At 59.6% G+C, this 10,100-nt stretch carries 13 protein-coding genes; 5 read left to right on the top strand and 8 right to left on the bottom strand.

What is annotated here, in order from left to right; translation table 11 throughout:
* Positions 1 to 66: 66 nt before the first annotated feature.
* The 4 genes from VGK48_08220 to VGK48_08205 all read right to left on the bottom strand — a co-directional run bounded on the left by VGK48_08220 (position 67) and on the right by VGK48_08205 (position 3,240).
* A complete protein-coding gene (locus VGK48_08220) occupies positions 67 to 465 on the bottom strand; it encodes a hypothetical protein (GenBank protein ID HEY2381155.1) in 399 nt (132 codons plus the stop codon).
* A 10-nt stretch (positions 466 to 475) separates the two neighbouring features.
* Positions 476 to 1,201, bottom strand: coding sequence for a lipid-binding SYLF domain-containing protein (locus VGK48_08215; GenBank protein ID HEY2381154.1), 726 nt, complete (start codon positions 1,199 to 1,201; stop codon positions 476 to 478).
* A 57-nt stretch (positions 1,202 to 1,258) separates the two neighbouring features.
* Positions 1,259 to 2,068, bottom strand: coding sequence for a DUF4398 domain-containing protein (locus tag VGK48_08210; protein HEY2381153.1), 810 nt, complete (start codon positions 2,066 to 2,068; stop codon positions 1,259 to 1,261).
* Between the two features lie 122 nt (positions 2,069 to 2,190).
* Entirely contained in the window at positions 2,191 to 3,240 is a 1,050-nt protein-coding gene (locus tag VGK48_08205) for a PA0069 family radical SAM protein (protein ID HEY2381152.1), read from the bottom strand.
* A gap of 94 nt (positions 3,241 to 3,334) precedes the next feature.
* On the opposite strand from VGK48_08205, the gene VGK48_08200 reads away from it, so the two are divergent.
* The 4 genes from VGK48_08200 (at position 3,335) to mtnC (ending at position 6,398) form a co-directional block, all read left to right on the top strand.
* Positions 3,335 to 4,207: a metallophosphoesterase gene (locus VGK48_08200; GenBank protein ID HEY2381151.1), complete on the top strand. Its 873-nt coding sequence runs from the start codon at positions 3,335 to 3,337 to the stop codon at positions 4,205 to 4,207.
* A 308-nt stretch (positions 4,208 to 4,515) separates the two neighbouring features.
* Positions 4,516 to 5,133: a methylthioribulose 1-phosphate dehydratase gene (gene mtnB, locus VGK48_08195; protein ID HEY2381150.1), complete on the top strand. Its 618-nt coding sequence runs from the start codon at positions 4,516 to 4,518 to the stop codon at positions 5,131 to 5,133.
* Between the two features lie 48 nt (positions 5,134 to 5,181).
* Positions 5,182 to 5,730 carry a cupin domain-containing protein gene (locus VGK48_08190; protein HEY2381149.1) on the top strand — a complete coding sequence of 183 codons (549 nt, stop codon included), beginning with the start codon at positions 5,182 to 5,184 and terminating at the stop codon, positions 5,728 to 5,730.
* Positions 5,730 to 6,398 carry an acireductone synthase gene (gene mtnC, locus VGK48_08185; protein ID HEY2381148.1) on the top strand — a complete coding sequence of 223 codons (669 nt, stop codon included), beginning with the start codon at positions 5,730 to 5,732 and terminating at the stop codon, positions 6,396 to 6,398. The genes VGK48_08190 and mtnC overlap by 1 nt, the downstream gene beginning before the upstream one ends.
* Positions 6,399 to 6,436: 38 nt before the next feature.
* Here the strand turns inward: mtnC and VGK48_08180 are convergent, their stop codons facing one another.
* On the bottom strand, positions 6,437 to 7,009 hold the full coding sequence (locus VGK48_08180) for a hypothetical protein (GenBank protein ID HEY2381147.1): 573 nt from the start codon (positions 7,007 to 7,009) through the stop codon (positions 6,437 to 6,439).
* Positions 7,010 to 7,097: 88 nt separating this feature from the next.
* Between VGK48_08180 and VGK48_08175 the strand changes: the two genes are divergently transcribed.
* Positions 7,098 to 7,619: an opioid growth factor receptor-related protein gene (locus tag VGK48_08175; protein ID HEY2381146.1), complete on the top strand. Its 522-nt coding sequence runs from the start codon at positions 7,098 to 7,100 to the stop codon at positions 7,617 to 7,619.
* A 43-nt stretch (positions 7,620 to 7,662) separates the two neighbouring features.
* Here the strand turns inward: VGK48_08175 and VGK48_08170 are convergent, their stop codons facing one another.
* Genes VGK48_08170 through VGK48_08160 form a run of 3 tightly spaced genes read right to left on the bottom strand, consistent with a single transcriptional unit; the run spans position 7,663 to position 10,066 of the window.
* Positions 7,663 to 8,697, bottom strand: a complete 1,035-nt coding sequence (locus tag VGK48_08170) for a hypothetical protein (protein ID HEY2381145.1) — start codon at positions 8,695 to 8,697, stop codon at positions 7,663 to 7,665.
* Complete coding sequence (locus tag VGK48_08165; GenBank protein HEY2381144.1) at positions 8,694 to 9,284, bottom strand: hypothetical protein; 591 nt, start codon at positions 9,282 to 9,284, stop codon at positions 8,694 to 8,696. The genes VGK48_08170 and VGK48_08165 overlap by 4 nt, the downstream gene beginning before the upstream one ends.
* Positions 9,281 to 10,066, bottom strand: coding sequence for a hypothetical protein (locus VGK48_08160; GenBank protein HEY2381143.1), 786 nt, complete (start codon positions 10,064 to 10,066; stop codon positions 9,281 to 9,283). The genes VGK48_08165 and VGK48_08160 overlap by 4 nt, the downstream gene beginning before the upstream one ends.
* Positions 10,067 to 10,100: the final 34 nt, after the last annotated feature.

Below are 10,100 nucleotides of genomic sequence, written 5' to 3'. Positions count from 1 at the left end.
CCCCGGAATTCCTGAACTGCGGAATTCCGGGGTGCGACCCCCTATTTTCCCCGCCCCCCTGTTTTTCTAGCGGCGATGGCGGCGGTTCGTGACGGGTTGCGTCACGTCGACGCGATCCGCCAGCTTGCCGCCGTCATCGTCCCGCCATCGGACGATCAGTTCGGACCCTTCCCTTCCAACCAGATTCCGCACGGCGGCCTGACTGGTGTTCAGTCCCATCACCACGGTGTGGTTATTGAACTTGAACGTCTGCTCCATGCCGTTTTCGACACGTACCATAAGAGTGTTTTTCGGCACGTTTACACGCATCAGTTCACCGTGTATATCCGGCGGCGCCGTCTTCTTTTCGGCAGGCGCCGGCCGCGGTTGGTATTCGCCGCTTGCTGCGTACACACCCCGGTCCCGCTCGCAGCCGATCAGAATCAGCCCAGACAGGACGAGGGAAAGAAAGAGTCCTCGCCTCATGATGTTGCTCCTAGTCCGTCGCGCGTTTATGCGCAGGCGCGTACTGATCGAGTACGCGTAAGAACGGCATCACGACGTCGTTCTTGTGAACGCTGTGAGTCAACAGAATGTCTTGCGCACTGACGGCACGGCCGTAAGCGCCGCGGTTTGCCGAGTCATCGATCTCGACTACAGCACCGTCCAGAGAGATTCCTGCGAACAGTCCTTTGGAGCGCGAATAAGCGAACACCGGCGACTTCAACATGATGTCGGTAGCCACTTGCGCATGGCGGCCGACGGGGCCGGCCGCGACTTGAGCGTCGGCGCCCAGCTTCACTTTGCCGTCCAGCAGGCCTTTGAACCCGTTATGGTCGGTGAAAACCAGGACAAGATCCGTCGCTTCCACACCAAGCTGGAAGCCGAAATTGCCGCCGCCGATCTTGATGTATGAAGGCGCGCTCCAGGTCCCGTCAGCGCGTCTTTCGGACACCAGGCCCTTGCCGTACTCGCCGCCGATACCGAATGCGCCTTTCACCATGTGGGGAATGACGGCAACCGCGTCGGCACGGGCCATAAGATCGTTCGGAATCCCGTCTTCGGGAATCTGCATGACTTGCGACAGAACCTCGCCCGCTTTCATGGCGCGCTCGCGTTCGTCGTTGGCGCTGTCCTTGGCGCTCAGTGAGCGGAATCCCACCGAACCCAGCACCAATGCCAGCGCGAAAAGAATCGGATAGATATAGAGTTTTTTGTACATGCTGCCTCCTCGAATTAAAACTTTAGAACCGGCCCTTGCCGACCGCGGCTCCGGAACTCATTTCCCCCTCCCCAGACCTTCCGTTCCGAGTGGAGTCCCCTGGAGCCCACGATCCATCGCAAGGTGCTGCGCCGCCACCGCAAGCCGTACGGTCTCGCGCGCCTGCGCAGCAATCTCGTGCCGGTCCGCATGTTGATGCCACAGACTGAGCGCGCGATCCAGCGCGCGCTCAGCGCGCGTGAATTCGTCGCTCGCCCGACCTGGTGCGCCGGCCCGTTGCGCCAGCCGCACCGCCGTAAATGCCTGTCTCACATCCGTGCGGACCTCGCCTTTCGCTTCCTTCGAATCCACCAGCGTGCTTCTGCCGAAGTTGTACACACCTTCCAACACCGCGTAGTGGACTTCCGGCCCATCCACGGCAGGTTTGTTTTCTAGAACCATAAATGGGCTGGGTGTGTTGACGAGAAAATGCGGTTCGGCCGTAATGAGGACAGCGAACACGCCGGCGCTGGTGGATGCGCGGAGCCTTCCGCGGTCTCCTTCCAGCGGAATCTCTCCCAGATTCTCCGCTGCCCCATGGGGCGGCACGACCCAAAGCACGTACGTGTTGTAATCGCCACCGAACAACGACGCGGGCTTCATTGAGCCGACTTCGAGTTCAAGCTCCGTCATGCCACCCCTGCGTTCCACTCTAACGGCGCCGCTCGCCTCCGGCAGCCGCTCCGTGGAACGCAACAAAATCCGCTCCGTACCGTGGAGGCACACGACTGCGGACCCTTCACGGACTCCATTTGGCTTGGAAGTGCTGCTCTGTCCCTCGGTATGCCACACGAGCACACCGAGCAGTAGCGCCCTGCCAAGTTTCATTCGAATACCCCCGCTGGTGTTATCGCATACGGGCTTCCAAAAGGGGAAAGCTGTGGATGCTAGGGGTTACAAGCGAAGGGGAAGCTAGTGGCAGGGAAATTTGCCGCAATAAAACCGCAAGACTAAAACAGGCCTAACTGCGACGGTCCCGGCCGGCGGAAATCGTTTGCCGAAAGCTTGGGACGCTTCGAGTGGATTCCGGCCTTCCGGCAGCACACCTCAAACAGCTCCGAAATCTGATCCGCATAGGCGCCGCTTCCCTGCATGCGGGTACGGAAGTTCGGATCGTTCAGTTTGCCGCCGCGAATCTCACGGACGCGGTTCAGAATCTTCTCCTTTTGAAGCGGCCGGTGAAGCGTCAACCATTCTTCGAAAAGCGGAGCAACTCCATACGGCAGACGGAGCGGAACGTATCCGGCAGCGACGGCGCCGGCCTTCGCGACAGCCGAGATGATCGAAGGCATCTCATGATCCGTCAGGCCGGGAATCACCGGAGCGATGAGCGCACCTGCCGGCACGCCCGCGGCCGACAACGCTTCGATCGCGGCCAGGCGCCGTGCGGGCTGCGACGCACGCGGTTCGAGCTCGCGTGCCAGCTCCGGATCGAGCGACGTGACCGAAACGAAGACCAGCACGCCGTCGAAACGGGCCAGCTGCAACAGCAAGTCGATGTCGCGCGTGACCAGCTCATTCTTCGTGATGATGACAACCGGATTCCGGAACTCCACCAGGACTTCGAGACACCGCCGCGTCAGCTGCAGGCGGCGTTCGATCGGCTGGTAAGAGTCCGTCACTCCGCTGATCGCGATGACCTGAGGCTTCCAGCGCGGAGACATCAGTTCCTTGCGCAGCAGCTGCGGCGCATCTTCCTTGACGAGGATTTTCGATTCGAAATCCAGGCCGGCCGAAAATCCCAGATACTCGTGGTTGGGGCGGGCGAAGCAATAGATACAGCCGTGTTCGCATCCGCGATAGGGATTGATGCTGGCATCGAAACCCACATCCGGGCTGTCGTTATACGCGATGATCGAGCGCGTCTCGTCCTTGAGAAAAACCGTGTGCCTGGACGGATCTCCGGGTTCGTCCCACTCCGACGTTTCGTAGGACATCGTCTCGAATCGGTTTGGTGGATTGCTGGAGGCTCCGCGGCCGTGCACCTTTTCCGTACTCACGCGCGCTATTATAATCCGCCCGGATCTTCCGCACGCATCCACCTACCCGGAAGAGCCATTGTGTGCCACGAATCGGTGCTGCTAGCGTGAACAAATGACACGTCGGCAGGCATTGCAGTCGCTGGCTGCGCTCGCCGCAGGAACATTACTTAAAGCACACAGCGTTTTCGGAGAGCAACCCGGGAAGATAAAAATCCGCTTTCCCGTGGTCGGTGACTGCGGGACGGGCAACGGCGATCAGATCAATATTGCCAAAGAGATGTTTGCCGCCCACCGTCAGTCCCCTTTCGACTTTGCGATCCTGGCCGGTGACAACATCTATCCCAACGGCAATGCGAAGTACTTCGCGAAGCACTTCGAGCAGCCTTTCGCAGCGCTGCTCAAAGAACAAGTGCGGTTTTACGCTGTGTTGGGCAATCACGATGTTCGCGAGGGACGTCAGGACCAGATCCGATACCCGCTCTTCAACATGGGCGGACAAAACTATTACACACTTCAGTTCGGTAACGGACTACTCGACATTTTCATGCTGGATTCGACCGATTGCGGCACGGTCCAGCTGACCTGGGTTGAACAGCAACTCCGGCATTCTGCGGCTCGCTGGAAATTGGCCGTCTTCCATCACCCTCTCTACTCGTCGGGCACGAAGCATGGGTCGGACCTGGGATTGCGCCGCAAACTGGAGCCTCTTTTTGTGCGCTACGGCGTGAATGCCGCCTTTTCGGGGCACGACCATATTTACGAGCGCGTCATGCCGCAACAGGGGGTTCAGTATTTCGTGACCGGAGCCGGCGGCGACCTCTATCGGGGAGGCGTCGATCTCCGCAGTCCATTCCGCGCAGCAAGCTATGACGAGGATAATCACTTCATGCTGCTCGAGGTGTCGCCGGACCAGATCGATTTTCAGGCGATCACCGAGACAGGACGGATCATTGATCGCGGTGTGATCAAGCAAACCGCCGCTTGAACGAAGCTGTGAATGAATAGCGCCGGCTGTGAACGAAGCGGCAAGACACTTGCATCCGGATGGGTGTGCCCAAAGACCGTTCAATCTTTTGGACTATGACGGTTTTCCTTACAGCGGCGGCGATTTTTACGGGCGTCGTCAGTTCCCAGCAGCCGAGGCTTTGCCCAACAGACTTCCCGATTCATAACCGGTGTGCAGAAGCGACGAGCTGACCGCGATATCAGCCGCCTGCAGAACGCCATAGCAAACTGATCGGTTTGAACATCGCGTCCTTCAGGACGCACCACCCGCGCTATTATAATTCCCGAATGACTGCAGCAGAACATCTGGTCCAGCTTGGCCGGAACTTTCACCGCCGCGGCTGGGTGCTGGGGACGAGCGGCAATTTCAGCGCGGTTATCAGCCGGGACCCCGTTCGGATTGCAATCACGGCAAGTTCTCTCGATAAAGGACAGCTCCAGCCGGAAAATATTCTGGAGATCGATGCGAACGGTTCCGTGCTGACGCCGGATGCAGGCAAGCCTTCAGCCGAGACGCTGCTGCACACGGCAATCGTTGGAAGCCGCGGCGCCGGCGCCGTGCTTCATACACATTCCGTGTGGAGCACGATACTTTCGGACTACCACATCGGGCACGGCGGGTTCTTCATCGAAGGATATGAGATGCTGAAAGGTCTCGACGGCGTGACCACGCACGAGCATCGCGAGTGGCTCCCGATTGTCGAGAACAGCCAGGACATGAAGGCGCTGGCCGCGGAAACCACGCGCATGCTCGAGGAGAATCCGAAAGTCCATGGATTTCTGATCCGCCGGCACGGCATGTACACCTGGGGCCGGGATCTCGGCGAGGCCGCCCGCCACGTCGAGATTTTCGAATTTTTGTTGGAGTCCGTCGGCAGAAGACAGATGATGGAACCGACTGAGTGAGGGCGAAGCGCAAGCGCGGTAGCGCGCAGCCTTAATAGAGGAGGAGCAATGGCAGTACTTCGAATCCCTGAAGAAAATCGGACGATCTCCGGCAAGGCCGCTGTGGCCGAATATCTGGGAACGATCGGCATTGAGTACAACGTCTGGCAGCCTTCTCATCCGCTGGCCGCCGGAGCCACGCAGGAGGAAATCCTCGGCGCCTACGAGGCCGAGATCGAGGATTTGAAGAAGCGCGGCGGCTATGTCACGGCCGACGTCATCAGCGTCACGTCGCAGACGCCGAATCTCGACGCCATGCTCGCCAAATTCAGCCGCGAACACTGGCACGACGAAGACGAAGTCCGCTTCATCATCCGCGGCCGCGGCCTCTTCCATGTGAATCCGAAAACCTCTCCGGTCGTCGCGATCGAAGTCGAACCGGGCGATCTGATCCGTGTGCCGCGCGGCACGCTGCACTGGTTCGATCTCTGCTCGACCCGGGAGATCCAGTGCATCCGCCTGTTCCAGGATGCGTCCGGCTGGACACCGTCGTACACGGATAGCGGAGTGGACAACAGGTTCGAAGCGGTCTGCTTTGGACACACCTTCGTGGCCTGATGCCCGGGATTCTTCTCGATATCGAGGGGACAACGACGCCGATTTCTTTTGTCTATGACGTCTTGTTCCCTTTCGCGCGGCGCCGTCTCCCCGCCTGCCTGCCGCAAATGGATCTTTCGGATCTCCATGACGAACACCTCGACGATGTCCGCTGCGGCCTGAACCCGCCGGCATGGGCGACGCCGCCGGTGCATTACGTCGAATGGCTGATGGACCAGGACCGGAAATCGACCGCGCTCAAGAGAATTCAGGGTGAAATCTGGCGGGAGGGTTACGAAAAAGGCGAACTGCACGGCGAGGTCTTTCCAGATGTGCCTCCGGCCCTCGAACGATGGAAGAATCAAGCCGTGGACGTCCGGATATTCTCTTCCGGAAGCGTTCTGGCGCAGCGTCTTCTATTTTCGCGCACGCAGGCGGGGGATCTGACGCGTTTCTTGAACGGATACTTCGATACAACGACCGGCCCGAAGAACGAAGCAGCCAGTTATGCTGCGATCGCCCGGACATTCGGTTTGAATGACCCGGAAATCCTCTTTATTTCGGATGTGACTCGCGAGCTTGACGCCGCCCGCCTGGCAGGGATGAAAACACGATTGTGTGTCAGACCCGGTAACCATCCGCAACCGCCGCACAATCACGAGACGATCACCAGTTTTGAAGGTGTATAGGCGCCGGTTTTACCCGGCGCCTATAGTTTTACATCAGATCACCGACGCCGGAAACCGCGTCCGGCAAAAAACACGCCGGAATACCGAGGAAGTAATGCCGCGCTCACGATCCTGCCTGTCGCGCCTATTGCCGCTGCGCCGAGCAAATACCCAGGGGGGTAATATGCCGGGGCGTAATAAACGGGAGCAGGAGCATAAACTACGGTCGCGGGATACGGTTGCTGGTAGATCACCGTCGGCTGCTGCTGATAAACAACTGCCGGCGGTTGAGCCGGAAGAGGAGCTCCTGTAACAGGAGCCGGCGCCTGTTGGGTGGCCTGCGGCGACGGCGGCACAGCGTTCAAAAGCCAAACGCCGGTCGCTTGATCGAAACAGGACCAACCCTGCGAAGAACCGTCCGGAGCCGCATACTGCTGCGGACTGGAACAGGTGAATGATTGCATCCCCCCGCCCGCCGCCGGCACATACGCTCCGTTAACCCTCTGCCCATTGATGATGACCTGTTGTGGGATTCGGTTTTGCACGGGTTGTGCCTGAGCGAAAGCCTGCGCCGATAACGCTAGCGCGAGAACACTCGTCAAGCTCCCCCATACAAGTCGGTTTGAATTCACGACACCTCCTTAAACCCAGACGGGTCGTGGGTTTTGACGCAATGACTATATATTGGTTTGCAGCGCAGAGCTTTTTTACAATTAGCTGATGATCGTTTCATTTTATAGCGGCAAAACAGCGGACGATCGCGGCCGATACCTGCACGATATCCAGCAATGGCCGGACCATTCCCTCGAAAGCGTTCACGATTTCATCCAATGGATGTTCCCGCTGCGCGAACCGAGCGGCGTGAATCCCACCGCGCCGGTGCTGGACACTCGCACGATTTCGGAGTTCCGCGCGAGACCGGATCTCCAGGACAACCTGAGAAAGTCGTGGCTGCGGATGTTGAAGTTTTACGGGTTCGAAGCGAAAGCGGATCCCGGCTGGATCGTTGAACGCGCCGCGAATTTCGGCGAGCGGTCGAAGAACTGGTTGACTCCGTACAACCACAACCACCTCCGCATTACGCGGATCATCAAGTCGCTTCGCGCCCTCGGACTCGAGGCCGAAGCCGCCGCGTTCTTCGAAGCGCTTGCGCAGATTTACCATTCGCCTGAATTCGAAGGAAAGATTTCTCCGGTGACATTCGAATACTGGCAGTCCGCTGCGCTGCAACTCCCCTCCTAAAGTTAGGAGGGGAAGCGCGGCGAAGCCGCGCGGGGTGGTCCGTTCAAAGTCCCGCGCAGCGGCCCTGCCTCAGCGCTTCCGCCGCCACCCGATTCGCTTCCTTCACATACTTCCACGTGATTAACGAGATGCTTCCCGACAGCAGCGCCCCGGCGGCCTGCACCGCGCTGGCGGCGGCGGTTGCGCTGCAGGTCATCCACGGCAGAATGGAATCCGCGACCGATAACGCGATCAGAACATACATCATGACCTCGATCGCACCCTGCCCCCAAAGAAACTTCTTCCTGCTGAGGCGCTTCGCCAGGGCGTCCACCATGCGCGCGATGAGGTGCTTCCGTAAGCGTTGGCGCTGCTCATGCCGAAATGTCCACCAGGTCAGGAAAAAGAAGAGCGGTGCGAAGCCGCGGAGTTTATCCGGCCAGTAGTGCGGGATGTCCGTAACCCCGCAGGCCACGATGCCATCGAACGTGATGAACCACAGAAAGCTGAGCCATCGTACGCGTCTGTAGATGGCTTTGGGATTGTCATCCTTATTAATGAGGGGCGCATCCGGATCCGGCTTCACCCGGAGCATCAACTTCAGCGTGAAGACCGTTCCCATCAGGGTGACGGCGCCGTGCCACAGAAGGGGGAAGGCAAAGGCGGAGGAGGGCGAAACTCCGCGCAACACGGCTCCGGACACAAATGCGAACAGGCCCGCGACTCCGGCATCGCCGATGGACTGATTGCAGTATTGAACGTTGCTCGACACACCGTCCTTGAGCTTCCGGTTATGCAGATACCCGTCGCGCAGACAGAGGCCGCCGAGCACCGCCATCAGCATGGCGGCATAGCCCCGCGGCATGGCCGAGAAGCCGAAGCAGAACACGACCAGGAGAAACACGCCGATAAACGAGTACCGGTTGAATGCCTGGATGGTCTGATCCCGATACGCCACCACGATGTACCGCAGGAATTCTCTGGTTTTTTGCAGCCGCGTCGCCGCCGTGTTCTCCTTCATGTCGCGCATAAAGCTCTCGCGCGAAGCGTGCGGTAGTGTATTCCGGACAAGGATCTCGAACGATTTTTCCGTTTTCATGCAGGTTCTCCTAAGTATCCGGCCTCGGGCTGAGCTGCCGCCTTCGCGCGTGCGAGCGAGCGTTCTCCCGCCATCGTGGCCATGTAATATTGTCTGCCTGTGTTTTGGGGTTCGCTGACGGGGTCGGCGCACCGCCACTCGAGCAGCTTCAGCTTCTCGAGCCGGAGCAGCGACGCATACGCGGTGCCCATCAGAACGTGCTTTCCGGTCATTTCGCCGGCCCGGCGCGCAATGTTGCCGTGATAGCCCGCGCCGCGCAGCTCGATGACGGCTTCGAGGATCACCTGGTCGAAAGGCTGGATCGCCGCTACATATTCCTTCGGGATCAGACGGCCCTGTTTGCGCAACACATCCAGGGCATAATCGACCAGTTTCTGGATCGCCGCCGCTTCGGCCGCCTCATCGATCGCAGGAACCTCCTCCACCGGCGATGCCAGGTCCTCGGCCCACACCACGAAGAACTCGGCCAGCGCCTCCCGGTGATCCGGATACATTTCCTGCCAGCGCGCCAACGCCTCCGGCGTCGGCTCCCGCTCCTCGATCAACAATAGATGCGAAACAGATTCAAAAGAGAGTGTCGGGTTCATTGGGCTCCTCCTTCCCTGGGGTCCACGCCGAAGGCCCGGCGAATGGCCTGGATACCGGACTTCAGCAGATCCCGGACGTCGCGCTCCGTCTTTTTCATCTTCTGCACGACGGACCACATCGGCAGTCCCTGCATGTAATAAAGGTCCAGCGCCTTCCACTGCCGCCGGGTCTTCACCGAATCGGAAGCGGCCTCGATCATCCGGCGCCGGATCGCGATCTCTTCAGGGCTGGCGCCGGGATCCGGCAGGGCCGCGAGGATGTCTGCGAACGGCTCGCCGTCCGAATCGACCGCCTCGGTCTCATTCGAGACGCGCTTGGCGCCCATCGGCGAGCGTTTATGGCTGCGCAGCGCATTCTTCGTCATGGCCGAAATGCCCGCCTCGAAAGCGATCTCGTAGAAATCGAGGTTGGTATCGCTGCTTTTGCCGAGCAACAGGTTCAGAAGCCGGGTGTCGATTTCCGTCAGGATCTGCTCCCGCTTGTTCTCCGGATGACGCCACACCCTCCGGAACGCGATCCGCCGGGCTCGTTTATAGGCTTCCCGGTGCAGTGCCCCGGTGAGTACTTCACCGTTTTCCTTGGGATTCTGGATGAAGTGCATCACGCATTCCGGCAACATTTCCGGAATGCATGGCAGCAGTTCGGCCGCCGGCAGCGCCCGAAGCCTGCCGAGCTGGGTTTCAACGTGAGGACGCCTTTGCTTCGGTTTGCCCTTCTTATTCAATGACGTCAAGGGCGGAACCGCAGCGATCAGGCCGTCTGGAGGCAAAAAGTCGTTCATCGCATTGCGTTCCCTTCCCCTCGCGCGCCCCTAC

It is taken from the genome of Terriglobia bacterium (assembly GCA_036496425.1).
Lineage (GTDB): Bacteria > Acidobacteriota > Terriglobia > 20CM-2-55-15 > 20CM-2-55-15 > 20CM-2-55-15.
The sequence above is the reverse complement of the archived record's forward strand: the minus strand, read 5'-3'. Positions and strand labels throughout refer to the sequence as shown.